Origin of the sequence: Serratia proteamaculans, assembly GCF_946227095.1 — a bacterium.
Lineage (GTDB): Bacteria > Pseudomonadota > Gammaproteobacteria > Enterobacterales > Enterobacteriaceae > Serratia > Serratia proteamaculans_E.
Map to the genome: position 1 here is coordinate 16429 of NZ_CAMISV010000003.1, position 24922 is coordinate 41350.

A 24922-nucleotide genomic window follows, 5' to 3' on the forward strand; every position below is an offset into this window, starting at 1 on the left:
ATAATCAGCTCTGGGTTCAAGGTTTTTATCGTGCGCTATTTCGATAATAATCAGATTTGTCTTTATTGAGAATTACACTCCGCTATACCCGTCTTGTTTTTTTGTGCTAATTTCTTGCCCGGATTTCCCCTATGGCTCTTATTGCTAATGAGATATCACCGCGCCAGGGAGTGAAACGGGTTCTTCCATTGGTTTCTTAATCATTCGTGTGTAATTGCATTAAGTTATGATATTTATTCATTGTTGAATGGGTAGCGGCTTTAAGCGACTTTTCGCCTCCGAAATGGTACATTTTATCAGGTGTCTTAGAAGAGAATCTTATTATGAATTCAAAACTCCCGCCGCTTATTGCGGTTATTGGCAGCGATGGCTCGGGTAAGTCTACTGTCTGTGAATATCTTATCGATTATGTAAAAAATTATGGTCCAGCAGTAAAGGTCCATCTGGGCAAACAGGCAGGAAATGTCGGACGTGCGGTTTCACAATTCCCGCTCATGGGGAACTCTTTTGGCAAGGCCATTGAACGTAATACTAAAAAAGTCAAATCCGCAAAGGCCAGGCTTGGTCTATTGCCGGCATTGGTGATCATCACTTTCGTTGTGCGCCGATTGATACGTTTTCGCCACATGTTGGCTTTTCGTCGGCAAGGGCTCATCGTATTAACCGACCGTTTTCCACAGGTGCAAATCCCCGGCGGATATGATGGCACCGTATTCCCCGTAAATGTAAAAGGCAGCCGCTTTGTCAAATGGCTGGCGGGACGTGAACGCTTAGCTTTTCAATGGATGGCGGATCATAAACCGGACTTGGTCATAAAGTTAAATGTTGATCTTGATGTCGCTTGTGCGCGCAAGCCCGACCATCAAAAAGAAGCGTTGGAAAAAAAGATTGCCTTAACACCGCTGCTGACTTTTGAAGGGGCGGAAATCGCTGATATCGATGCCAATAAGCCGCTTGATGAAGTGTTATCTTCCGCTGAAAAAGCCATCGCGGATTTTATGCAAGCAAATGGATATAGCACTGTCGAAGCTGATTCTGTCGCAACTCACTAATTATTTATTGCCTTTCTGTTAGAGAATCAAGAAAGGTTTGAGTCCAGTGCCGATAAGGTTATTTCGGCACTGGCAAGAAAGGCCGGTATGATTTTAAACACCAAGTGGAGGGCACCGTCTTTTGAATATTCCCCATGGTTATCCCAGGGAAATATGAAGGCAATTACTTTTTCAGTACGGCAAAAGCCTGAATGATCGTATCAATCTCTTCTTCACTGTGCGCGGCATTAACGCTGCAACGCAGGAGAGTCATTCCTGCCGGTGCCGCCGGCGGTAATACCAGATTGACATAAACACCCTTTGCAATCAGATCGCGCCAGAAACGCAGGCCATCTTCTTTCGAGCCGATCATGACCGGAACGACCGGGCTGATGCGCGGACCCAACTCGTAACCCAGTTTGGCAAGACCATGATAGAGCCGATGCGCGTTGCTCCAGAGTTTTTCCCGTAGCTCAGGATGTTGCGCGATCTTTTGCAAAGAAGAGCGCACTGAAGCAATACTTGATGGTGAAGGTGATGCGGTAAAAATATAGGGGCGGCTGCTGTAGCGCAGCACGTCCATGGCCTTGCTGCCGACGGCAAAGCCACCGATAGAGGCCAGACTTTTACTGAAGGTGCCCAAAATAATATCAACATCTTGTTCAACGCCCAGTGCTTCAGCAAGGCCACGTCCGTTAGCCCCCATCACGCCAAATGAGTGAGCTTCGTCTACCAATAAATAACCGCCAAGACGCCGTTTGATATCGACTATTTCGACCAGCGGAGCAACATCACCCAGCATGCTGTAAATGCCTTCAACGATAATTATTGCTTCTCGCGCGCGCTCACCAAGGCGCACCATGCGGCGTTCCAGATCTTTAGCGTCATTGTGGCGGAAACGAATGATTTCAGCGCCGCCCAAGGCACAGGCATCATAAATACTCGCGTGGCTGTCTGCGTCTATCAATACCACTGAGCCGGGGCCTGCTAGCGTGCTGATTACCCCGAGGTTCGCGGTATATCCCGTGGAAAATACGATGGCGGTAGGGCGGTCAAAGAAAGTCGCCAGCTCCTGCTCTAACATTAAGTGAGCGCCGTAGCTGCCATTGGCCATGCGAGAACCCGTGGTACCGGTGCCCTGGGTGGCTAATGCAGCCTGTCCATCGGCAATTGCCTGGGCATCGAAGGTCAGGCCAAGGTAGTTATTTGTTCCCGCCAGTACAATTTTCTGGTTGCCAATGCGTCCTTCGGTCGCTGAGTAAATCTCATCAATGCAGGTGCCAAAGGGGTTTAGGCCAGATGTCTGGAATTGCTCACGATCGTTCGCCAGCCGGGAAAATTTATCATACAGGCCCATTAGTTTTCTCCAAGCGAGGCAGTAGAGCGGCCAGTAGCTGCTCTGGCGTTCTAACATCAAGTAATATATTGATAGGTATGGAAATATCCAGTTCATCTTCTAACATCATCAGCAGATCCAGGACTCTGATGGATTCCAGGCCAAGATCATTGACGAGATCGCTATCAGGCTTGATTTCTACTCCGCCTTCGACGAGACCTTGTAAACAAGTAAGAATATAATCCATTACAGCGTCGCGATTTAGCATAAGAACTTTGGCAAACCTCTAAGTAAAATAATTAAAACAGACCTTCACGCAGTGCGCGCTCCAAACTAACCTTGGGAAACCAATTAATATTTTCGGATAAGCGTTGATTGCTCGCAGACCAGTCCGGATAGGTTAATTCACGTATTTTGTTGTGCGTCAGCATCGGTTCTTTCTTTGCCAGTCGACTCATAAGAATGCTGATGTCTGCAATGATGCTGAGCAGAGGCAAAGGGATCCCCAGCAGCCGCACGGGGCCATTACGCACTGCGGCACCGATTTCCCGTAAACGCAGCCAGCTATAACCCCCGGCTACCCCATCGCATAATTCATAGGTCTGCGCTTGCGGACGATCGACTAATAACCATTGGCTCACTGCTTGTGCTAAATCGCTTACATGCAGGAAAGTCAGCTTGGCTTCAGGCGAACCCAGTCGGGGGAGTACACCGCGCAGGAGCCAGCTAAATATGGGTTTAAGCTCTTTATCGCCGGGCCCGTAAACGGCGGTTGGACGAAAAATGCCCAGCGAAATGTCCGAGGCCATGGTCATTAGCCGTTGTTCGGCAATATGTTTTGAATTTGCGTACCAAGACAGCTCAGGATGGCGGGCCGCAAGGGAAGAGATAAACAAGAAACGCCTGCAGCTGCCGCTTTGTGTTGCCGCCTGCATCAGGTTTAGGCTGCCGCTAACATTGCAATGGATAAAGGTTTCTTCGGTCTGTCCCCGGACCTGCCCCGCACAATGAACCACGAATTCAGCGCCATGAACCAACTCGGTGAGAGAGCCCTGATCTTCCAGCGCCCCCTGGATCCAAACCAGGTTATCGGTTGAGGTTTTACCTGTGTGCCGGGTTAGGGCCCGTACGGTAAAACCCTGCGAGAGCAGATTCTGGACGACGTGTTGGCCAATAAAACCAGTGGCGCCAGTGACTGCGACGGTACCGTTCATTGCGCAAAACCTGCCAACTGATGCATTGGCGGGCAGATTGACGTAGTCAGCCAACGCTTTTTGGCTTCGGCGCGGGCAGGTTTCCCCGAGGATGTACGAGGAATGCTGTGCGGTGGCAGCAGTTCAATATCCACCGCAATACCGAATTCGCTTTGTATGCGTCCGCTCAGCGTATGGACGATTTGTTCCCGCCGCTCTTCCGCACTGACCCGGCACTGGATTTGCAGAATAATTCTGGCTCCGTCACCGTGCTCTTCCGTGACGAAGGCAATGGCATCCCCAGAGCGGATTTCAGGCTCAGACTCCGCGACATATTCGATATCCTGAGGCCAAATATTACGGCCCCGAATAATGATCAAATCTTTCTTACGGCCGGTGACGTACAGATACCCATCCAGCAAATACCCCAGGTCACCGGTATCCATCCAGCCCGTCGCCTGGATTTTTTGCTGTGATGCATCATCGCGAAAATACCCATTCATCAGGCTGGGGCCGGAAATAAAAATACGGCCGACCTGCCGCTCTGGCAGAGGCTGTCCGGTTTCACTTCGAATTTCGATACGATGGCCAGGGAGTGCCTTGCCGCAATTGACAAACGCCGACGTGACGCGCGTTTTTTTGCCAGGCGCTACCGCTTTACCCTCGTATTCCAAAATGTCGCGGTCGACTGCGTTGATGGGTGCGCCGGAGGTTTCATCATAGAAACTCACCGCAAGGGTATTCTCGGCTAAACCATAGCAGGGCATGAAAGCCTTACTGTCAAAGTTGAGGTGGCTGAAGTGTTCACCGAACTGATGGAGCAACTCTGCCGGGATAGGTTCCGCCCCTACGCCTGCAACGCGCCAGCTGGAAAGATCCAACTCGGTCAGCTCTTTGTTGTTGCTGTAGCGTAAGCATAAATCGTAACCAAACGGGGGGGCGACGGACACGGTACCGCGATTTTTAGCGATCAGTTTTAACCATTGCATCGGGCGCATTGCAAAATCTTGCGTGCGCAGATAGTCAACGGACAACTGGGTTGCCACAGGGGTAAGCAGGAAACCGACCAACCCCATATCGTGATAGAAGGGTAGCCAGGAGACGCAGCGATCGCCGGCTCGTAATTTGATCCCGTCATGACTAATGGCGTGCAGGTTAGCCATAGCGGCACGCTGGGTAATTATGACTCCGCGCGGAAAGCGGGTGCTACCCGAGGTATATTGGAGATAGGCAATGTCGTCGGGTGACGCGGCTTGCAGCTCGACATCCAACTCGGGCAACGCGTTAAAATCTTCGTTGCTGAGAATATGCGTTGGCGGTGTATCAAGGGTTGCAGAGCTAATCAACGGCACCCATTCCTCACTGCTGATGATGGCTGAAGGTTTACAGCTGTTGATCAGACCCTGAAGCTTGATGGTATAGGAATCACGCTGTCCCACACCCATAGGAATGGCCAGGGGCACAGCAACCAGGCCGGCATATTGGCAGGCAAAGAAAGCCTCGACGAAACCCGCGTTGGTTTCCGCGATAAGCGCAACGCGATCGCCTTTATTAAGATTCAGTGATAACAGGCGTCGCGCACCCACCACCGCACGTTGTTTTAGCGTGCGGTATTCCAGTACGGCCACGAGCTGATTACGACGATCGTAAAAGTTCATTCCTGTACTGCCTTGCGCTGCATAATCTAAGGCCTCCACCAACGTGGGGAAATCTGCATACCGCATGGGAAGAGAATGAGTTGAGCTTGTTTCAGACATAGACAAATTGGCCATAGATTAAAAACACCAAAAGAGGAAAACAACTATTGGCGAGAAAGTTAATGTTTTACGATGAAAATGTTTTGAATATATTTGCTATTCAAATATTTCCTTTCATCCCAGAAATAAGCTGTCCGGTGGTTAATAACCACCCTGTCTACTCTGAAATGGAGGTTGATGGATTAGCCTATATTTCACGTCAGGATCATGACCGAGGAACGGTAGATATACAGGCTGTCATCATTGGCTCCGGATATCGCGGCCCTTTGGTCGACAACCTTCATCCAATGCCTGTCGTCGACACATTTTCGGATGGGAATAATCGCCGATTTATATGATCTGACCTTGCGCATGGCTATCTCCGTACTTAAACATATCATAAACAATATCCGGAAGAGGGTGAAAAGTGAAAGCCTCATTTAGCCCTAAGGATAGAAAAAGCATTTAATGGTAAAATATGGCAATGCTTATCCAGACTAGAATTAGTAAACTAAAAACGGTAATTTTTTTCTAAAGAAATAGCACTAAAAAATAAAAGGCATAATTTGCTTAGCCTGTGCACGCCCCTATCTGGCATAACTTCTGATGATAAAGAATAGCAAGCGCCTAGGGGGAATCTGGTCGAATAACATTCTATTTATATTAGGTACTGGTTGATTTTCCTTATCTCTCAAGGTGGATGAGATAGGGGCAATAATGAATCCCCGCTCTGAAAGTATCACGGGTACTATAGTGATTAATTTTTAGTAGGCTATTAAATTTTAAGGTTATTTATGATTCATATCGAGAAAGTCCTGGATAAGCGGGATCTTAAAGAATTTATAGCTTTTCCCTCCTCACTTTATCGCGATGACCCTAGTTGGATTATTCCCTTGTTTTTAGAGCGTGAAGAGCATCTTTCCAAGAAAAATCCTGGCACTGAACATATAGAATGGCAGGCATGGGTAGCCAAAAAAGAGGGGAAGGTAGTCGGGCGAATAACTGCTCAAATTGACTCCTTACACCGCGAACGCTATGGCGAGGATACCGGCCACTTTGGCATGATTGATGCCATCGACGATCCGGCTGTGTTTAGTGCGTTATTTGCTGCAGCAGAAGGTTGGTTGAAGTCTAAAGGCGCATTAAAAATCACCGGCCCCTTTAGCCTTAATATCAATCAGGAAAGTGGCTTATTGGTTGAGGGTTTTGATACTCCGCCGTCAGCCATGATGACGCACGCCAAACCTTACTATGCCGCCAATATGGAGCTCCAGGGATACACACAAGGCATAGATTTACTGGCTTATTGGATGAAGAGGACTGACCTGACTTTCTCGCCTTCATTAACCAAAATGATGGCGCAGGTAGGTAAAAAAGTGACCCTTCGCCGCCTCAATCGCAAACGATTTAACGAGGAAATGCAGGTACTTCGCGAAATTTTCAACTCGGGCTGGCAAGATAACTGGGGCTTTGTCCCCTTTACCGAACATGAGTTTGCCACCATGGGGGACCAACTGAAATTTTTGGTTCCGGACGACATGATTTATATTGCAGAAGTCGATTCAGTTCCCTGTGCCTTCATCGTGGGGTTGCCCAATATCAATGAGGCTATCGCCGATCTGAACGGGCGCCTATTGCCTTTTGGCTGGGCGAAACTGTTGTGGCGACTGAAAGTGAGCGGCGTGCGAACGGCAAGAGTCCCTCTGATGGGGGTTCGCCAAGAGTATCAATTTAGTCGTATAGGGCCAATTATAGCGCTGTTACTTATTGAGGCGTTACGTGACCCCTTTGCGAAGCGCAATATTGATGCGTTAGAGATGTCGTGGATCCTGGAGTCCAATAGCGGTATGCGTACGATTCTGGAGCGAATTGGGGCAGTTCCTTATAAGCGTTATCGTTTATACGAAAAACAACTCTAATCCGTCTGATATAGGGCACCTTTAGATGCCCTAAGGATGATGTAAAACGTGCTTCGCATCAGATGATGCATATGACCGAAATTCCTTTTTGGCTGCTTGTGATTTAACGTTGTCGGATTAACCCTGTTACCAGGGGGAATGTTTAATTCTATTAATTAATTAGACGATAACTAACGGTGCGTTATTTGTTGGTTTTATAAATCACCCTGATTTTTAGAAGAGTAAATGCATGTCGTTTGAAAAGAAAAAAGGAATAAGGCGCTTAACCAGTAGCATAAGAAACTCATTGGAAGGTTTGGTTGATGCCGTTCTCACAGAAGATGCTTTCCGTCAGTTACTCTTTATTAACTCAATCTTACTGATAGTTACATTTCTTTTAGATATTACAAAAATAGAAAGAGTGTTATTGATTTCCAGTTGCTTCCTTTTACTGGTTGTTGAGTTGCTTAACACCGCGATTGAGAGTGTCGTCGATCGCATTTCTCTGGATATACACCCTTTATCTAAACGAGCCAAGGATTTGGGCGGTGCGGCGCAGTTGGTCACTGTCATGATGACCATAACTCTTTGGCTGGTGGTGTTATTTGGATGATTAATCGTGTCGGTAATCCATATTTTCCTGCTCAAAGCGCAAGAATTTGCAAGATCCCTGCAACGATGAAAAGCGATCTTTGTCGTTGAAGCGCTCTGCTCTCTGAGATGCCAGTTATCCGCCGGCTTGCAGTATTGCCAAGCTCGCCTAAGCTGATTTTAACCCTCTTTTATTTAAGGATAATCGCCATGATTAAGGTGTTACGCACTTCAGTTTTGGGCGCTGCGGCATTGTTATTTCTCGCAGGGTGTCAGCAAACGGTGCATAAGCCGCCACCGCCGCTGCAAACGCAACTAGACCAGCTTTCCACTCTGTTGGCGGGCAGCCATTTCCTGCGGCAAAACTGCAACCGTACGGACATTCCTGATGATGTCAAACTGCAACGCACCGCGATGCGCGTGGCGGAGCATCGCGGCTGGGATACTAAGGCGGCGGGCTACCAACAGTTGCCGGCGCTGGCCCAGGCACGCTACCTGGCCGTGCTGGAGGATCGTCAGTTGCTGACGGACAAATGCGCCGTGATGAACAATCGCACCGCAAACTTTATTGCCGCAGCCAAGTCCGATCAGGAAGACTATATGGAATAGTGGCTGACTGATTAAGCTGGGCGCGGCATGCTGCGCCCCCTGTCATTTTCCTAATCTGCAGCGCATTGGCAAAAATTCTTTGCAGGATAAGCATCCGTCGCTCATTATTTGAAATGTTGTTTCACTTCTATCCCATGAGCCAATCTTGAACTTATATGCTGCCCTGCGTCAGCGTGTGGAAAACACGCCCTGGTACCCCAAACGCAAAAGCCACCGCGTCCTGTTTTGGCGTGAGATTACGCCGCTGGCGGTGCCGATCTTTATGGAGAATGCCTGCGTCTTGTTGATGGGGGTGCTGAGTACTTTTCTGGTGAGTTGGATCGGTAAGGAAGCGATGGCCGGAGTGGGGCTGGCAGACAGCTTCAACATGGTAATTATCTCTTTCTTCGCCGCGGTGGATCTGGGCACTACGGTGGTGGTGGCCTTCAGCCTTGGCAAGCGGGATCGCAAAAGAGCACGTTCGGCGGCCCGCCAGTCGCTGGTGTTGATGACGCTGGTGGCTCTGGTGCTGGCAGTGGGTATCCATTTGGCGGGCGAGCAGATTATTGATGTGATCGCCGGTGCCGCCACGCCAGAGGTGAAAGCGCTGGCGCTTTCTTACCTGCAAACCACGGTCTGGAGCTACCCGGCGGCAGCCATTGCATTGATTGGTAGCGGGGCGCTACGGGGGGCCGGGAACACCAAAATCCCGCTGTTGATCAACGGCGGCATGAATATCCTGAATATCATCATCAGCAGCATCCTGATTTACGGCATGTTGGGCTGGCATGGGCTGGGCTTTGTCGGGGCCGGACTGGGGCTGACCATTTCCCGCTATATCGGCGCGATAGCGATCATTTACGTGCTGATGATCGGCTTTAACCCGGCGTTGCACATTACGCTGAAAAGTTACTTTAGCCCGTTAAAACTGTCGATTCTGTGGGAAGTGCTAGGGATAGGCATCCCTGCCAGCATCGAGTCGGTGCTGTTCAACGGCGGCAAGCTGCTGACCCAAATGTTTGTCGCCGGCATGGGTACCAACGTCATCGCCGGCAATTTTATCGCTTTCTCTATCGCCTCCTTGATTAACCTGCCGGGCAACGCCCTGGGGTCGGCGTCGACCATTATTGTCGGCAAACGTCTGGGGAAAGGGCAGATTGCCCAGGCGGAAAGGCAGTTGCGCCATATCTTCTGGCTGGCGACCTTTGGCCTGACGGCGATCGCCTGGGGTACCGCGCCGCTGGCTGGGGTGTTCGCCTCGTTTTATAGCCAACAGGATGACGTGAAGGAGGTAGTTAAGGTGCTGGTCTGGCTCAACGCCGCCTTTATGCCCATTTGGGCGGCTTCCTGGGTGCTGCCCGCCGGTTTGAAAGGCGCGCGCGACGCCCGTTTCGCCATGTGGGTATCGATGTTGGGCATGTGGGGTTGCCGCGTGGTGGCCGGCTATACGCTGGGCATCCTGTTGGGAATGGGCGTGGTCGGCGTCTGGCTGGGCATGTTTATGGATTGGGCGGTGCGCGGGGCGTTGTTCTACTGGCGGATGGTCAGCGGGCGCTGGCTGTGGAAGTACCCGCGGATAAAATCGAAATTCGCTGAGGAAAAGGATCGGGTGAAGTGATCATTCCGCGTCCACCGGCGTTAGCGGGTAGTTCTCCTGCCGCCATTGGGCCGGTGAGACACCGTGGACCTGTTTGAAGGCTTTGGAAAAGTGCAGTTGGTTTTCATAACCGACCGAAATTCCGACCACTTTGATCGCCGTCTGGCTGTTGCGTAACAGGCTGGTGGCGAGAGTCATGCGGAAGTTAAGCAGGTATTCCTTCGGGCCGATGCCGTATGCCCCTTTGAACAAGCGGCACAGATAACTACGGTTGATATTGCAGTAAGCGGCCAGGCGCTCAATGGTCAGGTGTTCGTGATAACGGTTTTCAATCAGTTTGACCGCTTTGTGCAGATGCTGCTCCTTGTCACTGGAGTGTGCGTCGCTGCCCTGTAATCTATGGTCGATCAGTGCCGAAAAAAACAGGTAGCTCAGGCCAAGCGTTTTCAGGCGGTGTTCATCGTCATGAGTGACCAGTCGCCGCAGGTAGCGCAGGGCCTGGGGCGTCTCATCCGAGGGGCGGGCGCGATAAATCGGGAACTGGCGACTCAGGTGGCACTCTTCGAAAAGCTTGCCGGCCATCAGCCCGTCGACTTCCAGCCACATGTAATGCCAGGGATCTTTTTTATCGGCGCGATAGGTGGTCACGTCGTGTGGATGGATCAAAAAGCCTTCTCCGGCCACCACCGGGAAATCGCCGTATTCGCTGTGCAGCACACCGGTTCCGCTTATCACATAATGAAATAAATAGTGCTGACGTACCGCGGGGCCAAAGCTATGCCCTTTGTCACAGTTCTCCTCACCATATTGGTACAGGTTCAGCTCAATATTGTCGGTGCGGCTTAGGGTAAAACTCTTGTGCATCAGTTGCTGTCCTGGTTTTATTACCCACTGTAGCAGTGTCGCTGTCGTAAGGGGGGCTGGGTGACACCAAATCCAGACCTGGCTCACAGTTTTTGTGCTGCGTCATTTTTCGCCATAATGAGGTCACATTCATCCATATCTCGCTTCGCCGTTGCAGGGTAATTTCAGCCTATCGAAAACCAGTGCAGCGGAGAAATACGATGATTAAAGTAACTTTTATGGGCGCGGGCAGCACCATCTTCGCCAAGAACGTCCTCGGCGATATCATGGCGACCCCGGCATTGAAAGAAGTGGATATCGCGCTGTACGACATAGACAGCGCCCGTCTCAACGAATCTTTCGCCATGCTGAGCAATATCAACCGCAATATTAACGCCGGCAGGGCGAAGATTACCCCCTATCTTGGGGTTGAAAATCGCCGTGCTGCATTGAAAAATGCTAATTATGTGGTGAATGCCATCCAGGTCGGCGGTTACGATCCTTGCACCATCACCGATTTCACCATTGCCAAAAAGTACGGTCTGCAGCAGACCATTGCCGATACCCTGGGAATAGGCGGGATCTTCCGCGCACTGCGCACCCTGCCGGTGATGTTTGATTTCGCCCGGGATATTGAAGCGGTATGCCCGGACGCCTGGTTGCTGAACTACACCAACCCGATGGCGGCCTTAACCGGCGGCATGCTGCGTCATACCGGCGTGAAAACCGTGGGGCTGTGTCACAGCGTTCAGGTTTGCGCGGAGACGCTGCTGAAAAGCGTGGATATGCCTACCGATGACGTGCAGTTCCATATTGCGGGCATCAATCATATGGCCTGGTTGCTGGACGTTCGCCGCCATGGCGAGGATCTGTACCCGGAAATCAAGCGCCGCGCCAACGCACTGCAGGGCAAGCATGATGATATGGTGCGCCATGAAATCATGAAAACCTTTGGCTATTACGTCACTGAGTCTTCCGAGCATAACGCCGAGTACATGCCTTACTGGATTAAGCGCAATTATCCGGAGCTGATTGAGCGCTTTAACATCCCGCTGGATGAGTATCCGCGCCGCTGCATTGAACAGATCGACCAATGGCAACAGCGCAAGCTGGCGTTGACGAATGACGCCAACCTGACGCATACCCGCACGCACGAGTATGCGTCCTACATTATCGAAGCGATGGAAACCGATCGTCCGTACAAGATTGGCGGCAATGTACTCAACACCGGTTTAATTACCAACTTGCCTGCCGAGGCCTGCGTTGAAGTGCCTTGTCTGGTGGATGGGCAGGGCATCTCGCCATGCTATGTCGGGCATTTACCTGAGCAACTGGCGGCGCTCAACCGCACCAATATCAATACCCAACTGCTGACCATTGAAGCGGCGGTAACCCATAAACGTGAGGCCATATACCATGCGGCGCTGTTGGATCCGCATACGTCTGCCGAGCTTTCGATTGATGATATCCGTAAACTCTGCGATGAACTGATTGAGGCTCACGGTAACTGGCTTCCCGCCTACCATTAATCGCCAAACTGACTGTATTACCTCCTCAAAACGCACAAGGCGCGGGGCATCCTGCGCCGTCATAAATGGGATGGTGAGCCATGTTTTATTTAAGAAACAAGAACTTTTGGATCTTCGGTGCCTTCTGTTTTTTCTATTTCTTTATCATGGGTGCGGTGCTGCCGTTCTTTCCGATTTGGTTGCATGACGTTAACCAGCTCGATCAGCAGCAAACCGGCCTGGTATTCGCCTGTATGGCGCTGTTTGCCCTGGTGTTCCAGCCGATCTTTGGTTTTGTCACCGATAAGTTTGGCCTGAAGAAACACCTGCTGTGGATGATCATTTTCCTGCTGCTGTTTCTGGCGCCGCTGTTTATTTATGTGTTCTCGCCGCTGCTGAAAACCAACTTTGTGCTCGGGGCGCTGCTGTGCGGTATTTATCTGGGACTGGTGTGCAGCGGAGGTTCGCCGGCGATTGAAGCTTATATCGAGAAGGTGAGCCGCCGCAGCCAATTTGAGTATGGCCGGGCACGTCTGTTTGGCTGTATCGGCTGGGCAATTTGCGCCTCGATCGTCGGTTATATGTTCACGATTAACAACCAGTTCGCCTTTTGGCTGGCGTCAAGCTTCGCGCTGGTGTTGGCCGGTCTGCTGTATATGTTCAAACCGGAGCAAAATAATACGCTGGCGGTAGCGGACGGATTAGCGCTGAACCATAAACCCGTCAAGTTGAAAGCTGCGCTGAGCCTGCTGAAAATGCGCAAATTTTGGTGTCTGGTGATGTATATCGTTGGGGTGGCCTGCGTATACGACGTGTTCGATCAGCAGTTTGCCAACTTCTTCACTTCGTTTTTCAGCGACCGACATGCGGGGACTCAGGCGTTTGGTTATGTGACTACGCTGGGTGAGTTTCTTAACGCTTTTATCATGTTTTTTGCGCCGTTGATCATCAACCGCATTGGCGGCAAGAACGCGCTGCTGATTGCCGGGGTGATCATGTCGGTGCGGATTATCGGTTCGTCCCAGGCAGACTCAGTGACGGCGGTCATTTTCCTCAAAACCCTGCATATGTTTGAAGTGCCGTTCCTGCTGGTGGGCATTTTCAAATACATTACCACCCAGTTTAACGTTAACCTCTCGGCATCAATCTACCTCTGGGGCTTCTGCTTCTTCAAGCAGCTATCAGCCATCGGCATGTCTTATGCGGCGGGCCTGATGTACGTCAACTACGGCTTCAAAACCTCGTACCTGATCCTCGGCTGCATTGCCTTGCTGTTTACCCTGATCTCGGCCTTCGCGCTGAGCGGCAAGGTTGCGGTGGTAAAACAGGAAGCCGTGCTGCCAGTGGCGGCGAGTTAATCAATACAATAACGTCATGAGGCCGAAGAACAGCAGGGTCAGGGTAATGATAAACCCGGTTTGCAGCGTTTTGCGAACCAGGCGGCCCTGGCCCCAGCGGGTGGTGCTCAGGCGGTTATCGATAGCGAACAATGCCGGTACCATCAGCAGCACATAAACCAGCATCAACATGGCGGTCAGGGGTTGTTGGCTCATATGAGATCCTCCGTACCGGTGTGGATAACTGGGGTGATAGGGGTTGTTTGCCTGCTGCGCTGTTTGGTCATGTGCCTCCGAATAGGGCCGCCCGAAGGCGGCCGCCAGTTTACTGCCTGTGATATTGAGATGATTGTCGGCCACTGCCGGGGCCAACGCAGTTATAATATTGCGAATGATAATCATTATCAATATGTAATGTGAAATTTATTGTGGGTGGTGCGATCTGGCAGGAAAGGGTCTGACGGGTATTTTGTGGTGACAGAGCACGCCGGGTGGCGTGCTCTGTGATAGGGCTATCCTCGACGATTATTTCTCATCTGGCAAGGCGTAAGCGACGATATAGTCGCCCAGCTTGGTGCCGAATGAGCCATGACCGCCGGCGGAAATGACCACGTACTGCTTGCCATTAACCTCATAGGTCATTGGCGTCGCCTGGCCACCGGCAGGCAACCGCGCTTCCCACAGTTTTTCACCGTTGGTCACGCTGAAGGCACGCAGATAGTTGTCCGCCGTTGCGCCAATGAAGAACACATTACCGGCGGTAGAGACCGGTCCGCCCAACATCGGCATACCCATTTTGAACGGTAACGGCAGCGGAGAGCTGTCGCGCACGGTACCGATGCGTTTTTTCCACACGATATCGTTGGTTTTCAGATCCACCGCGGAAATGTAACCCCAGGCCGGCTGTTTGCACGGCAGGCCAAGCGGTGACAGGAACGGGTTCAGGGTCACGCCGAACGGCACACCGTACTGTGGTTGCACACCGGCTTCGGTACCGCTGCCGCCTTTGTCATCGGCTGGCGGTTCAATCGGGTTGCCCGGGCCGCGTGGGATCAGTTTTGACACAAACGGCAGCGCGATAGGGTTGGCGATAGCCACCTGACGGTCAGTATCGACAGACAGACCGCCCCATTCGAACATGCCGAGGTTACCCGGGAATACCAACGTACCCTGTTCGGAAGGCGGGGTGAAAGTGCCTTCATAACGCAGGCTGTGGAACATCACCCGGCAAACCAGTTGGTCGTAAATGGTGGCGCCCCACATATCCGCGCCGGTCAGTTTTTTCTCCGGACGGAAAGTCAGCTCCGAGAAGGGCTGAGTGGGTGACAGGCGGTCGCCCTTGGCCGGGCCCTGCGGAACCGGTTTTTCCGGAGCCGGTACCACCAGCTCGCCGTTGGTACGGTTCAGTACAAAAATGTTACCGGTCTTGGTCGGCACATAAATCACCGGCACCTTGTTGCCACTCTTGTCGGTAATGTCCGCCAGCGTTGGCTGGGCCGGTACGTCCATATCCCACAGGTCATGGTGCACCGTTTGATAGAACCACACCAACTTGCCGGTAGAAGCGTTCAGCGCCAACAGGCCGCTGGCGTAGCGCTCCATATCTGGCGTACGGTTACCGCCCCAGATATCCGGTGTTGCCACGCCCATCGGCAGGTAGACAATGTCCAGCTTGGCGTCGTAAGCAGCAGGCGCCCAGGAGTTAGGCGAGTTCGGGGTAAAGTGATGCTCATCCGCCGGGATGGCGTTAGGGTCTTTGGCACCCGGATCAAACGCCCACAGCAGTTTGCCACTGTTGACATCAAATCCGCGGATCACACCGGACGGCTCGCGGGTTGAATAGTTGTCGGTTACCGCACCGCTGACCACGATCACATTGTCGGTAATCACTGGCGGAGACGTCGGCTCATAATGGCCAGGGGTGGCATACGGCATATTGCTTTGCAGGTTGAGTTCGCCGTTATTGGCGAAGTCGGCACAAGGCTTGCCGGTCTCGGCATCCAAAGCAAACAGACGGCCATCATTCACCGGCAGGATAATGCGGCGTGCGCACTGTGCCGGAGAGGCGTCGGTGGCGGTGCCTGCGGCGGCAGGAGTCTCATGATAAGAGACGCCACGGCAGGTGATATGTTGGAACGTTGGGTTGAAATTCAACTGAGGATCGAATTTCCATTTCTGTTTACCGGTGGCGGCATCCAGCGCGAACAGCTTCTGGTGTGGGGTACACAGATAGAGCGTGTCGCGGATTTTAATCGGGGTCACTTCGTTGGTGATTTCCCCCGGATCGTTAGCGGTTTTCAGATCGCCGGTCTGGAAGCTCCAGGCTTCCTTGAGCTGGCCGACGTTTTTGTCATTGATCTGGCTCAGTGGGGAATAGCGCGTGCCTTCCTGAGTACGGCCATAGGCCGGCCAGTCAGCGTCCGACGCCTGAGGAGCGACCTTCGCCTGTGCCGGTTCAAGGGTGCCGTTGATCTCTTGCGGATCGTTAAACACCGCGTAGGCCAGTGCCACCACGGTGACAACCAGTGCCAGGCTCAGTGCGCTATAGGCCAGCTTGCCATTGGCGTTAAGCTTGCGATAGATAAAGGGCAACACCAGCCACAGGCCGAAGAAGAAGGTGACATCCAGCCGCGGCGTCAGCGCCCAGAAGTCCGGGCCGACTTCCCATAGCGCCCACACCGTGGTGCCGAGTAAAAATACCGCGTACAGCAACAGCGCGGTAGCACGGCGGCGAACCAGCAGCCAGGCCGTCACTAACAGCACCAGACCGGCAATGATGTAATACAGTGAACCGCCGAGCTTGGCCAGCCAGATGCCGCCCCCCAGCAGATAGAGTCCGCTCAACGCGGCAAACAGCGCCGTGATGATGATGAGCGGCGACGATGATGCTTTATTTTGCATAGTATTATCCTTACCAAAATGAAAAGTCCCCGATTTAGAGATTAAGCCATATCCAAAAAAACACGCGGTTTCTCCCTAAAAATCCATCCCCTGTGTTCGGCAAAGCCTCGCTATCGCCAGGGCTAAAAGGCCGTGGCCGCTAAAAGTGGCGAGGTTGGTTTTGGGCTATTGAATAATCTCTGTCATTGGGGCGAAAGCAAAAAGGACTGAGTCAGACCTGGCTTTCTGCGCCGTCGTTGAAATGAACGCCAACGGGCGAGACAGCGCCGGCTGAAGCGCGGGCAGGTTACTCTAATTGTTATTATTTTATTACGTAGCTTGCGCTGTTTTTTCGATTATTTGTTGGTTTTATGAGTGTGACGCAACCGTTCAGGTTTGACGCGGGTAGCGCAATGCTTCAACAAACAGCGCGAAGGCGGTGGTGTGCTGCCTGCGGCTGGGATAATAGAGGTAATAGCCGGGGAAGCGCGGACACCATTCGTCAAGCACCTGCACTAAACGGCCGTCGGCCAGCTCCTGGGTGACGGTATCTTCCGGGACAAAGGCGACACCAAAGCCCAGCAGCGCTGCGTCAATGCGTTGGCGCAGGCTGTTAAAGGTTAGCTGACCCTCGACGCGCACCTTGATCTCGCGGCCGTCTTTTTCAAACTCCCAGGCGTAGAGACCGCCCATGGTCGGTAAGCGCATGTTGATGCAGCGATGGTTTTGCAATTCCTGCGGGGTGTTCGGCGTGCCGTATTGTTCAAAATAGGCGGGGGAGGCGATGGGCACCATGCGCATGTCCGGCGCAATGCGCACCGCAATCATGTCCTTGGCGACCTGTTCACCCAGACGGATTCCGGCATCAAAACGGCCGGCGACAATGTCGGTCAGGATATTATCCACCGTGATTTCGACCTTGATATCCGGGTAGTCCGCCAGAAATGACTTCAACACCGGCCACAGCACCGAATCGACGGCATGTTCACCGGCGGTGATGCGGATATTACCCGCCGGTCGCTCCCGCATTTCACTTAAGGCATCCAGTTCATTTTCAATTTCGGCAAAGCGCGGACCGATGCTGTTTAACAGTCTTTCACCGGCCTCGGTAGGTGCCACGCTGCGGGTGGTGCGGGTCAATAAACGCAGCTCCAGCCGTTCTTCCAGCCCCCTGATGGCATGGCTCAACGCCGATTGGGAAACGCCAAGTTTCGCCGCCGCTTTGGTAAAGCTGCGTTCGCGCGCCACCATCAGAAACGAAATCAAATCGTTAAAGTTTTCTTTTAACATCCCGGCCTCGCCGCAGGGCTGAATAATGGCGATATTCTAGCCGCTTACCACGACCACCGACAATTAATGAATTCAGTTCATAGCTCCTTGCGCATTTTACTATCTAGTCCTTATGCGGGTGTGACGCTATCTTTTGCCTATCACGTCACCATTATCGGGAGATAGATGAATGAATCACTTTGCAGCAACGGCCCTTTCTTTGTCGATGGCGATATCCGGCAGCGCCGGGGCAGAAACCCCGGAGTCGGAAGAGCGGCTGAAAAGCGTCTCACCGGCCTTGGCGAAATTTCAACGCGACACTTTACAGGGCGATCTTTGGTTGCGTCCGGCGCTTTCACCGCGCGACCGCAGCGTGATCACCGTCGCCGCAGTCATCGCCCGCAACCAAACGGCGCTGATGGCTGAGCAATTTAACCTGGCATTAGACCATGGCGTAACCGCCGCCGAGCTGTCGGAGATCATCACCCATCTGGCTTTCTATACCGGTTGGGGCAACGCCATGGCGGCGGTGGTGGCAGCGCGAGAGGTTTATCAACAGCGTGGCATCAGCGCTGCCGAATTGCCTGCGGCAGAGCCCCAACGGCTGCCGCTGGACGAGGTGGCGGAAGGGTTACGGGTCAGTGCGGTGGAAAACGCGGTCGGCAGTGAGCAATTCCCCGGGCTGGTGGCCTATACCACCGACGTGTTGTTTCACGACCTTTGGTTACGGCCGGCACTGGCACCCCGCGATCGCAGTTTGGTCACGGTGAGTGCGTTGGTGGCTAACGGGCAGGTGGCTCAAATCACCTTCCATCTCAACAAGGCAATGGACAACGGCCTGACCCAGCAACAGGCCGGCGAGGTGATGGCTCATTTGGCGTTCTATGTCGGTTGGCCCAACGCCATGTCCGCCGTTCCGGTGGCCAAAGAGGTGTTTGCCAAGCGTTCCTCTGCCTCCTCCGTCACCCGTTAGGAGTTATCCGGTGAAATTACTCGCAGCCTCTACAATTATTCTGTCCATGTTAGCCCCGGTCGCTTTGGCCGAAACGGAGAAACAAGTGAAAATTCAACGCAGCGGTTCCCAGCCTTCCCGTCCGGGCCCAGAAGACTATTTTACCGGTAAGGTGCGGATTGATGCGCCTTTTGCCGGCAGCGAACCGGCCCGCGTGGGCGGTGCTACCGTGACCTTTGAGCCCGGTGCCCGTACTGCCTGGCATACCCATCCGCTTGGCCAGACGTTGATCGTCACCCAGGGGCGCGGTTGGATCCAGGTGTGGGGCGATGAGATCCAGGAAATGAACCAGGGCGATATTGTCTGGATCCCGGAAGACGTCAAACACTGGCATGGTGCGACGCCGGACACCGCCATGACTCACATCGCTATCGCCGAGTCATTGAACGGCAGCCCGGTGGACTGGATGGAACAGGTCAGCGACGCGCAGTACCAAAAGTAATGCCTGCGTGGTTAACGCCTTAGAACGTCAGGCGTTGCCAATTTGCTGGCAAAAACGCAGCCGATTACCGAAGGGATCGGCAATGTTCAGCTCTTTTCCCCAGTCGACAGTGGTAACCCCCGGCCTGGCGTAGCGATACTGCTTGGCCGACAGCTCCTGGTGCAGTGCGTCGATGTTCTGGGTGGGAATGAAGACCGTAGAACCCGGCGTACTGTCACCGTGGTGCTCGCTGAGGTGCAAGGTCAGGCCTGAGCGAGTGACCTGCGCGTACAGCGGCAAATCCTCGCTGAAGCGGTGCTCCCAATCCAGCGTGAAACCGAGAAAATCCAGATAAAACTCCTTGGCCTTTTCAACCGAGAAGATGCGAAGAATGGGGATAGCGGGGGAGAACTCCATTGTGACCTCATTTAAGCGACTGTCGGAAGAGTCACTATAATGTCAGAGACATCGCGATAGATAATCGTTTTTCGGCTACAGACGGTTCAGCGCGTCGCGGTTTATCATTCAACCACATTATTGATAACAGGGAAGGGAATGACATGGCCGATTGGTTGGCAGTGACAAGGAAAAATGTACGTAACTATCGGGCGGCGCTGTTCGCCGGTTTTGTCGGCGGTAATGTTGCCAGCTTTGTGAAGTGGGGCACCGAAAACCCGTTGCCGCCGCGCACGGCAGACAGAGCCATTCCGCCCATGGAGATGTTGAACGATTTGGGCATCAAAACCGGCGATCTGGTCTATCAGTATTCCGGACATGCGGTCAATTGGGGCGTGGCCGGGGTTCATCATCTGTTTTCCATCTTTTTCGCCATGGCGTACTGTTTCCTGGCGGAGATTTTCCCCAAAATAAAACTCTGGCAAGGCGTGGCGTTCGGCCTGCTGGTTACGCTGATGTTCCATGGCGTGGTGCTGCCGTTAGGTGGTTGGGCGCCACCGGCCTGGGATCTGCCGGCGGATGAGATTTTTTCCGAGACGTTGGGCCATATCCTGTGGATGTGGACCATTGAAATCTTCCGCCGCGATATCCGCAACCGCATCACCGGCAAACCCGATCCTGAATTCCAATAACGCTTTACCGGCCCGCGCAGCGCGGGCCGTCTCCTGGGGCCTGGCGGTTAGCTCCCGAGCCCGCCAAGGCACAGGTACTTAATCTCAAGATAATCTTCGATACCGTACTTCGACCCTTCACGGCCCAACCCGGAGTTTTTAACCCCACCGAACGGGGCAACCTCGGTGGAGATTAGCCCTTCATTAATGCCGACGATGCCATATTCCAGCGCTTCGGCGACGCGCATCACCCGGCCGATATCCCGGCTGTAGAAGTACGAGGCCAGGCCAAACGGCGTATCATTGGCCAGCTCAATGGCTTCGGCTTCGCTGTTGAAACGGATCAGCGGCGCTACCGGGCCAAAGGTTTCCTCATGGAAGATTTTGGCCTGCCGTGGTACGTCGGTCAGAATGGTCGGCGTGAAGAAGTTATTGCCCAAGGCATGAGGTTTGCCTCCCAGCAGAATTGATGCGCCGCGTTGCACCGCGTCGGCGATATGCTCGCTGACTTTTTCCACCGCGGCCGGGTTAATCAACGGGCCGATAGTCACGCCGTCGTCCAGGCCGTTGCCCACTTTCAATTTCTCCACCGCCGCTTTCAGCTTTTCGGCAAAGGCGTCGTAGATGCCGTCCTGTACCAGAAAACGGTTGGTGCACACGCAGGTCTGGCCCGCGTTGCGGTATTTGGAGGCCACGGCACCGATCACCGCGGCGTCCAGATCGGCATCGTCAAACACGATAAACGGCGCATTGCCGCCCAGTTCCATACTGGTCTTTTTGATGGTCGGGGCACATTGCGCCAGCAGTTGCGCGCCCACCTCGGTGCTGCCGGTAAACGACAGCTTGCGTACGTCCGGGTTGGCGGTCAGTTCTGCGCCTATGGCCTGGCTCGGGCCGGTAATCACGTTGCAAACACCGGCTGGTAAGCCCGCCCGCTCGGCCAGCACGGCGAGCGCCAATGCTGAGAACGGCGTCTGGCTGGCGGGGCGGATCACCCCGGTGCAGCCCGCCGCCCAGCCGGGGCCGGCTTTGCGGGTGATCATTGCCGCCGGGAAATTCCACGGCGTAATGGCGGCGAAAACCCCAATCGGCTCTTTTTGCACGATGATGCGCCGACCGGCCTGGGGTTGCGGAATGGTATCGCCGTAGACACGTTTGCCTTCTTCGGCAAACCACTCGATAAAGGACGCCGCGTAGGCAATCTCACCCCGGCTTTCAGCCAGTGGTTTGCCCTGTTCTGCGGTCATGATCAGCGCCAGATCGTCCTGGTTTTCCATCATCAACTCGAACAGGCGGCGCAGTTTGCCGGCGCGCTCTTTGGCGGTCAGTGCACGCCAGGCCGGCTGGGCTTGCTTGGCGGCGGCAATCGCCTGGGCGGTTTCTTTGCTACCCAAGGCTGGTACCTGGCCGACCAACTCGCCGGTGGCGGGATTGTGGACTTTGATGCTCTGGTCGCCTTTGATCGGCAGCCATTGCCCATTGATGTAGTTGGCCTCGCGGAACAACGCAGGGTCTTTGAGGGTGGCAGAGAAGTGATTGCTCATCGGTTATCTTCCTTTTTCAGAATTCAACAGAGGGTGACCTATCCCAAACGGCACCCCTTTACCCTAGCAAACTTTTCCGCCTTGATTTGTCCGATCCATGGCAACAAATCAATTTGCTGCCATGAGCACCTTCTGTACAAAAAACGCCCGCAGTCGGGACGATACTGAAGTCAGCAGGCATATGACCCTTTTCGATGCGATTAAAAGGAGTGTGCAAATGATGAAATCAGTGGACAGACATCTTTATGGCGGTGAAATGGATTTTCTGGCGTCGAGCATTGCGCTGATGGAATGGCAGGGAAGGGAGGTTGACGCAGGCAAAGTGGCCGGCAATATGTCGGAGTCCCAAAGCCGCTTGTTCTTTGAACGCCTGAGCTATTTCCGCCAGCTTTATCAGGCGGCCACCACGGTGGAACACAGCGTATAAAACCCAATCAACTGACCCCGCCAACGCGGGGTTTTTTATACTGTCCACACGCCGGTGTTCAGCGTTGCCGGGGAGAACTCAAGATTGCGGCCGCGCCACGGCAGGGTCTGTGAAAAGCGCCATGCGCTGTGTATATCGAAGCGCCAGTAACGTTCCGCACCCGCCACCCCTTGACCCACCTCCGCTTGCCAGAGGATCTGCGTTTCCCCCTGCAGGTGCAAAATACTCCCGTTTTCAAAATCAATAAACAGCAACGCCGCACGCGGCTCCGCCAGCAAGTTACCCAGGGTATTCATATAACGGTTACCGCGAAAATCCGGTATCCACAGGCTGTTGCCCTGCAAATGGATAAACCCCGGTTTTCCGCCCCGGTGCGAAATATCCACGCCGCCTTGCGCCAACTGGGTATGGGCAGCACTGGCGACGAAACAGGTATCCGCGTTGCGAATCAACGCCTGCGCCGCCGCATCCAGCGTAGTGAGATGCTCAATCGGTGTGGGGTTGGCGGGGGCCGGGTACAGCTCGCGCCGCTGAATATACTGCGGACAGTTGCCAAAGCTTTGCCTGACGTCGATCTCAATGCGATTTTTGTCGGTACGCCCGATCACACCGTTGGCACGGTTACGCCGCCGATTGCTGAAGTCCAGCCCCAATGCTCCCACCGGCTTGCCGGATTGCAAGGCTGCCTGTGCCGGATCATCGCTACGGCGGGGCGTGCTGATACGCAGGTGTGTGCTGTCCGGCGTGCGCAAAAATCCGGGCGGGCCGCTGAACAGGGTCGCTACCGGCCAGCCTTGCTCGTCCAGCGTGGCGACAAACAGGTAAGGCAGTGCCTCGAAAAATTTGCGGTGCTGGTCGGGCATGTTGGGGAAAATACCGCCGCCGACCTGGTCAAATCCGGCCAGGGTCTGGGCACGCAGTTCATCGGGGTGGAATATCTGCGGGATCATCGGATTTACCTCCCGGTGGGGTACGGCAGCGACGGCATGGCAAAGAAGCCAGGCAGTGCCGCGATGCGTGCCACCCAACGTTGGATTGCCGGGTAGGGTGCCAGCGAAATGCCCCCTTCCGGAACTACCGCCACATAGCTGTAGCAGGCCAGATCGCCAATGGTGGCCTGTTGCGTTGCCAGAAACGAACGGTCGGTCAGATGTTGCTCCAGCTGCGGCAAGAAGCGGGCGCTTATCGCCAGCGCGGCCTGATAATCCTCCGCCACCCCAAACTGGGCGATCAAACGAGCGGAAGCCGGCCCATAGCGGACTTCTCCCGCCGCCTTGGACAGCCATGCTTGCACCTGGGCCGCCGCCGCTGGGTCTTCGGGTAGCCAGTGGCTATCTGGCGCATAGCGTTTGACCAGATACACCAAAATGGCGTTACTGTCGGCCAGCGTCAGCTCACCATCGACCAGCAACGGGATCTGACCAAAAGGGTTCAGCGCCAGAAAGGCTTCGCTTTGGCGCACTTCGGCAGGCGCTTCGATAAATTCATACGGCAACTCGAGCATCCGCAACAGCAACGCCACGCGGTGGACGTGGCCGGAAAGCGGGGTACCGTACAGTTTTAGCTTTTGCATGCTCATACTCCTGAAGGATTTGCATTAGCATACTCTTGCAGTCAGTAGGCGAAATCCGGCAATCTGGAAATTGATAATTTCACTTTATGGAACAGTCTATGGATCGGTTGGACGAACTGGAGATTTTTGTGACGGTGATCCAGCACGGCAGTCTGGCCGCCGCCGGTCGCAAACTGCGGCGTTCCGCCCCGGCAGTGACCCGGGCCATCGCCTCGCTGGAACAGCGTTTTGGTGCCCGACTGGTTGAACGTACCACCCGGAGGTTAGCTCCGACCGAGGCCGGGCTGCGGTTGGCGGAGCGTGCGCACCTGTTGCTGCATGAATACCAGTCGGCGGTGCTGGACACGGCGGATACCCAGCTCAGTGGCCTGCTGCGTATCACCTCGCCGGTGCAGTTCGGGCGCAAGCACGTGGCACCGGTGGTGATGGCGTTTCTCGATCTCTATCCGCAGATGCAAATTGAAATGGTGCTCAACGATCGCAACCTGGATTTGATTGACGAGGGGCTGGACGTGGCGGTGCGTATCGGTCATTTGCAGGACTCTTCCCGCGTGGCGCGGCGGTTGGGGCTGGTCTCGCGGGTGACGGTCGCCAGCCCGGCCTATCTGGCACGGCGCGGCGAGCCAAAACAACCGGCGCAACTGGCCGATCATGACACCATTGTCGGCACCCAGCGGGCGTCGTTGCGTGAATGGCGTTTTGGCCCGCAGGAGAACGGTGACAGGGTAAGGCTGACACCGCGCTTGCTGCTTAATGAAGTCGAAACCCAGCTGCTGGCGGCGCGAGCAGGTAAGGGCATCGCTCGGCTGCTGTCATATCAGGTAGCAGAGGATTTGGCTGCGGGGACGCTGGTGCGCCTGCTCCCGGCGTTTGAGCCTTTGCCAATGCCGGTGCAACTGGTGGCGCAGAACATCCAACGCATGCCGCTAAAGGTAAGGATCTTTTGGGATTATGCCTGGCAAGAATTAAGTCAATTAGCGCAAATTCAGCCGGGACTAAAATAGTCATTAAGGCGCAATAAGTTTCACTGGTTAAACTTATTGCGCCGCAGAAAAGAATTATATTACCCTG

25 protein-coding genes are annotated in these 24922 nt (G+C 53.8%); 13 read left to right on the plus strand and 12 right to left on the minus strand.

All coding sequences use genetic code 11. The annotated features are described in order from the left end of the window. Window positions 1–323: 323 nt before the first annotated feature. Complete coding sequence (locus OC597_RS06630; RefSeq protein ID WP_262208111.1) at window positions 324–1052, plus strand: dTMP kinase; 729 nt, start codon at window positions 324–326, stop codon at window positions 1050–1052. A 163-nt stretch (window positions 1053–1215) separates the two neighbouring features. Here OC597_RS06630 and spt read toward each other — a convergent pair whose 3' ends face one another. From spt to OC597_RS06650, 4 genes are read right to left on the minus strand one after another with little or no spacing between them, the layout of a single operon-like run. Beyond that, window positions 1216–2388 (minus strand): serine palmitoyltransferase, encoded by a 1173-nt coding sequence (gene spt, locus OC597_RS06635; protein WP_261424324.1) that lies wholly within the window; start codon window positions 2386–2388, stop codon window positions 1216–1218. Further along, window positions 2375–2635 (minus strand): acyl carrier protein, encoded by a 261-nt coding sequence (locus tag OC597_RS06640; protein ID WP_261256130.1) that lies wholly within the window; start codon window positions 2633–2635, stop codon window positions 2375–2377. Before OC597_RS06640 ends, spt begins: the two co-directional genes overlap by 14 nt. A 31-nt stretch (window positions 2636–2666) precedes the next feature. After that, on the minus strand, window positions 2667–3581 hold the full coding sequence (locus OC597_RS06645) for an NAD-dependent epimerase/dehydratase family protein (protein WP_261284914.1): 915 nt from the start codon (window positions 3579–3581) through the stop codon (window positions 2667–2669). Next, window positions 3578–5317, minus strand: a complete 1740-nt coding sequence (locus OC597_RS06650) for a fatty acyl-AMP ligase (RefSeq protein ID WP_409977220.1) — start codon at window positions 5315–5317, stop codon at window positions 3578–3580. The genes OC597_RS06645 and OC597_RS06650 overlap by 4 nt, the downstream gene beginning before the upstream one ends. A gap of 47 nt (window positions 5318–5364) precedes the next feature. Between OC597_RS06650 and OC597_RS06655 the strand changes: the two genes are divergently transcribed. The 5 genes from OC597_RS06655 to OC597_RS06675 all read left to right on the plus strand — a co-directional run bounded on the left by OC597_RS06655 (window position 5365) and on the right by OC597_RS06675 (window position 9991). Continuing rightward, a complete protein-coding gene (locus tag OC597_RS06655) occupies window positions 5365–5655 on the plus strand; it encodes a hypothetical protein (RefSeq protein WP_262208112.1) in 291 nt (96 codons plus the stop codon). Between the two features lie 435 nt (window positions 5656–6090). After that, window positions 6091–7215 carry an N-acetyltransferase gene (locus OC597_RS06660; protein WP_261284911.1) on the plus strand — a complete coding sequence of 375 codons (1125 nt, stop codon included), beginning with the start codon at window positions 6091–6093 and terminating at the stop codon, window positions 7213–7215. Window positions 7216–7444: 229 nt separating this feature from the next. Then, entirely contained in the window at window positions 7445–7807 is a 363-nt protein-coding gene (locus tag OC597_RS06665) for a diacylglycerol kinase (protein WP_262208113.1), read from the plus strand. A 188-nt stretch (window positions 7808–7995) separates the two neighbouring features. Beyond that, entirely contained in the window at window positions 7996–8394 is a 399-nt protein-coding gene (gene gspS, locus OC597_RS06670; protein WP_262208114.1) for a type II secretion system pilot lipoprotein GspS, read from the plus strand. A 145-nt stretch (window positions 8395–8539) separates the two neighbouring features. Continuing rightward, on the plus strand, window positions 8540–9991 hold the full coding sequence (locus OC597_RS06675; RefSeq protein ID WP_262208115.1) for an EmmdR/YeeO family multidrug/toxin efflux MATE transporter: 1452 nt from the start codon (window positions 8540–8542) through the stop codon (window positions 9989–9991). Here the strand turns inward: OC597_RS06675 and OC597_RS06680 are convergent, their stop codons facing one another. Then, a complete protein-coding gene (locus OC597_RS06680; protein WP_261256141.1) occupies window positions 9992–10834 on the minus strand; it encodes an AraC family transcriptional regulator in 843 nt (280 codons plus the stop codon). Between the two features lie 200 nt (window positions 10835–11034). Between OC597_RS06680 and OC597_RS06685 the strand changes: the two genes are divergently transcribed. Beyond that, complete coding sequence (locus OC597_RS06685; protein ID WP_261256143.1) at window positions 11035–12342, plus strand: alpha-glucosidase/alpha-galactosidase; 1308 nt, start codon at window positions 11035–11037, stop codon at window positions 12340–12342. 80 nt (window positions 12343–12422) lie between these two features. Then, entirely contained in the window at window positions 12423–13679 is a 1257-nt protein-coding gene (locus OC597_RS06690; RefSeq protein WP_262208117.1) for an MFS transporter, read from the plus strand. Here OC597_RS06690 and OC597_RS06695 read toward each other — a convergent pair whose 3' ends face one another. From OC597_RS06695 to OC597_RS06705, 3 genes are all read right to left on the minus strand, one after another. Beyond that, on the minus strand, window positions 13680–13874 hold the full coding sequence (locus tag OC597_RS06695) for a hypothetical protein (protein WP_261256147.1): 195 nt from the start codon (window positions 13872–13874) through the stop codon (window positions 13680–13682). A 309-nt stretch (window positions 13875–14183) separates the two neighbouring features. After that, window positions 14184–16559: a glucose/quinate/shikimate family membrane-bound PQQ-dependent dehydrogenase gene (locus OC597_RS06700; RefSeq protein ID WP_261424319.1), complete on the minus strand. Its 2376-nt coding sequence runs from the start codon at window positions 16557–16559 to the stop codon at window positions 14184–14186. A gap of 369 nt (window positions 16560–16928) precedes the next feature. After that, complete coding sequence (locus OC597_RS06705) at window positions 16929–17828, minus strand: LysR family transcriptional regulator (protein WP_261256149.1); 900 nt, start codon at window positions 17826–17828, stop codon at window positions 16929–16931. Window positions 17829–17997: 169 nt separating this feature from the next. Here OC597_RS06705 and OC597_RS06710 point away from each other — a divergent pair, with 169 nt between their 5' ends. Together OC597_RS06710 and OC597_RS06715 are read left to right on the plus strand one after the other, a co-directional pair. Then, window positions 17998–18780, plus strand: a complete 783-nt coding sequence (locus OC597_RS06710) for a carboxymuconolactone decarboxylase family protein (RefSeq protein WP_410071704.1) — start codon at window positions 17998–18000, stop codon at window positions 18778–18780. 85 nt (window positions 18781–18865) lie between these two features. Then, window positions 18866–19261, plus strand: a complete 396-nt coding sequence (locus OC597_RS06715; protein WP_085117480.1) for a (R)-mandelonitrile lyase — start codon at window positions 18866–18868, stop codon at window positions 19259–19261. 27 nt (window positions 19262–19288) lie between these two features. On the opposite strand, the gene OC597_RS06720 is transcribed toward OC597_RS06715, so the two are convergent. Further along, window positions 19289–19657, minus strand: coding sequence for a glyoxalase superfamily protein (locus OC597_RS06720; protein ID WP_261284904.1), 369 nt, complete (start codon window positions 19655–19657; stop codon window positions 19289–19291). A 143-nt stretch (window positions 19658–19800) separates the two neighbouring features. On the opposite strand from OC597_RS06720, the gene OC597_RS06725 reads away from it, so the two are divergent. Further along, entirely contained in the window at window positions 19801–20328 is a 528-nt protein-coding gene (locus OC597_RS06725; protein ID WP_261256152.1) for a YagU family protein, read from the plus strand. A 47-nt stretch (window positions 20329–20375) separates the two neighbouring features. Here OC597_RS06725 and gabD read toward each other — a convergent pair whose 3' ends face one another. Beyond that, window positions 20376–21851 (minus strand): NADP-dependent succinate-semialdehyde dehydrogenase, encoded by a 1476-nt coding sequence (gabD, locus tag OC597_RS06730; RefSeq protein WP_262208119.1) that lies wholly within the window; start codon window positions 21849–21851, stop codon window positions 20376–20378. A 217-nt stretch (window positions 21852–22068) separates the two neighbouring features. Here gabD and OC597_RS06735 point away from each other — a divergent pair, with 217 nt between their 5' ends. Beyond that, entirely contained in the window at window positions 22069–22278 is a 210-nt protein-coding gene (locus OC597_RS06735) for a glycogen synthesis protein (RefSeq protein WP_261284902.1), read from the plus strand. A 35-nt stretch (window positions 22279–22313) separates the two neighbouring features. Here OC597_RS06735 and OC597_RS06740 read toward each other — a convergent pair whose 3' ends face one another. Beyond that, window positions 22314–23228, minus strand: coding sequence for a pyridoxamine 5'-phosphate oxidase family protein (locus OC597_RS06740; RefSeq protein WP_262208121.1), 915 nt, complete (start codon window positions 23226–23228; stop codon window positions 22314–22316). Window positions 23229–23233: 5 nt separating this feature from the next. Next, window positions 23234–23851 carry a glutathione S-transferase gene (locus OC597_RS06745; RefSeq protein WP_262208122.1) on the minus strand — a complete coding sequence of 206 codons (618 nt, stop codon included), beginning with the start codon at window positions 23849–23851 and terminating at the stop codon, window positions 23234–23236. A 98-nt stretch (window positions 23852–23949) separates the two neighbouring features. Here OC597_RS06745 and OC597_RS06750 point away from each other — a divergent pair, with 98 nt between their 5' ends. Further along, entirely contained in the window at window positions 23950–24855 is a 906-nt protein-coding gene (locus tag OC597_RS06750; RefSeq protein WP_262208124.1) for a LysR family transcriptional regulator, read from the plus strand. Window positions 24856–24922 lie beyond the last annotated feature (67 nt).

Coding starts and splice junctions, on each gene's coding strand:
- OC597_RS06630 (WP_262208111.1), top strand. CDS start 324: ATGAATTCAAAACTCCCGCCGCTTATTGCGGTTATTGGCAGCGATGGC.
- spt (WP_261424324.1), bottom strand. CDS start 2,388: ATGGGCCTGTATGATAAATTTTCCCGGCTGGCGAACGATCGTGAGCAA.
- OC597_RS06640 (WP_261256130.1), bottom strand. CDS start 2,635: ATGCTAAATCGCGACGCTGTAATGGATTATATTCTTACTTGTTTACAA.
- OC597_RS06645 (WP_261284914.1), bottom strand. CDS start 3,581: ATGAACGGTACCGTCGCAGTCACTGGCGCCACTGGTTTTATTGGCCAA.
- OC597_RS06650 (WP_409977220.1), bottom strand. CDS start 5,317: ATGTCTGAAACAAGCTCAACTCATTCTCTTCCCATGCGGTATGCAGAT.
- OC597_RS06660 (WP_261284911.1), top strand. CDS start 6,091: ATGATTCATATCGAGAAAGTCCTGGATAAGCGGGATCTTAAAGAATTT.
- OC597_RS06665 (WP_262208113.1), top strand. CDS start 7,445: ATGTCGTTTGAAAAGAAAAAAGGAATAAGGCGCTTAACCAGTAGCATA.
- gspS (WP_262208114.1), top strand. CDS start 7,996: ATGATTAAGGTGTTACGCACTTCAGTTTTGGGCGCTGCGGCATTGTTA.
- OC597_RS06680 (WP_261256141.1), bottom strand. CDS start 10,834: ATGCACAAGAGTTTTACCCTAAGCCGCACCGACAATATTGAGCTGAAC.
- OC597_RS06685 (WP_261256143.1), top strand. CDS start 11,035: ATGATTAAAGTAACTTTTATGGGCGCGGGCAGCACCATCTTCGCCAAG.
- OC597_RS06690 (WP_262208117.1), top strand. CDS start 12,423: ATGTTTTATTTAAGAAACAAGAACTTTTGGATCTTCGGTGCCTTCTGT.
- OC597_RS06695 (WP_261256147.1), bottom strand. CDS start 13,874: ATGAGCCAACAACCCCTGACCGCCATGTTGATGCTGGTTTATGTGCTG.
- OC597_RS06700 (WP_261424319.1), bottom strand. CDS start 16,559: ATGCAAAATAAAGCATCATCGTCGCCGCTCATCATCATCACGGCGCTG.
- OC597_RS06705 (WP_261256149.1), bottom strand. CDS start 17,828: ATGTTAAAAGAAAACTTTAACGATTTGATTTCGTTTCTGATGGTGGCG.
- OC597_RS06710 (WP_410071704.1), top strand. CDS start 17,998: ATGAATCACTTTGCAGCAACGGCCCTTTCTTTGTCGATGGCGATATCC.
- OC597_RS06720 (WP_261284904.1), bottom strand. CDS start 19,657: ATGGAGTTCTCCCCCGCTATCCCCATTCTTCGCATCTTCTCGGTTGAA.
- OC597_RS06725 (WP_261256152.1), top strand. CDS start 19,801: ATGGCCGATTGGTTGGCAGTGACAAGGAAAAATGTACGTAACTATCGG.
- gabD (WP_262208119.1), bottom strand. CDS start 21,851: ATGAGCAATCACTTCTCTGCCACCCTCAAAGACCCTGCGTTGTTCCGC.
- OC597_RS06735 (WP_261284902.1), top strand. CDS start 22,069: ATGATGAAATCAGTGGACAGACATCTTTATGGCGGTGAAATGGATTTT.
- OC597_RS06740 (WP_262208121.1), bottom strand. CDS start 23,228: ATGATCCCGCAGATATTCCACCCCGATGAACTGCGTGCCCAGACCCTG.
- OC597_RS06745 (WP_262208122.1), bottom strand. CDS start 23,851: ATGCAAAAGCTAAAACTGTACGGTACCCCGCTTTCCGGCCACGTCCAC.
- OC597_RS06750 (WP_262208124.1), top strand. CDS start 23,950: ATGGATCGGTTGGACGAACTGGAGATTTTTGTGACGGTGATCCAGCAC.